At 55.3% G+C, this 450-nt stretch carries 1 rRNA gene; it reads right to left on the bottom strand.

Going from position 1 to position 450, the window contains the following annotated elements:
- Nucleotides 1-16: 16 nt before the first annotated feature.
- Nucleotides 17-133: ribosomal RNA gene (rrf, locus tag AC1DF4_RS19185) — 5S ribosomal RNA — on the bottom strand.
- Nucleotides 134-450 lie beyond the last annotated feature (317 nt).

Genomic DNA, 450 nt, shown 5'->3' with positions numbered 1-450 from the left:
CGACCGTGTAATGATGTTCCGGCGGTGACCTACTCTCCCACACCCTCCCGGGTGCAGTACCATCGGCGCTGTGGGTCTTAGCTTCCGGGTTCGGAATGGGACCGGGCGTTTCCCCCACGCTATGACCGCCGTAACCCTTGCTCCGCACCCCTGGGGGTGGGAAAACTTGTGGTTACAACATGCTTCCTGCACTTTTTGGGTGCAGTTGTGGTGTTGTTATTTTGTTGTCGGTTCTCAAGCAACGGGTTTGTTGGTTGGGAACCACATAGTGGACGCAAGCAGTCTTGTTATCTTTGTACTCCTCCCTGGTGTGAACGTCTTTTGAATCCGTTCACGGGAGGGGTGTGTGGTGTAAGTTATCGGCCTATTAGTACCGGTCAGCTTCACGAGTCTTTAGTCCTCGCTTCCACATCCGGCCTATCAACCCAGTGGTCTGGCTGGGGGCCTCTC

The organism is Arthrobacter sp. 05N429 (assembly GCF_056397045.1).
The sequence above is the reverse complement of the archived record's forward strand: the minus strand, read 5'-3'. Positions and strand labels throughout refer to the sequence as shown.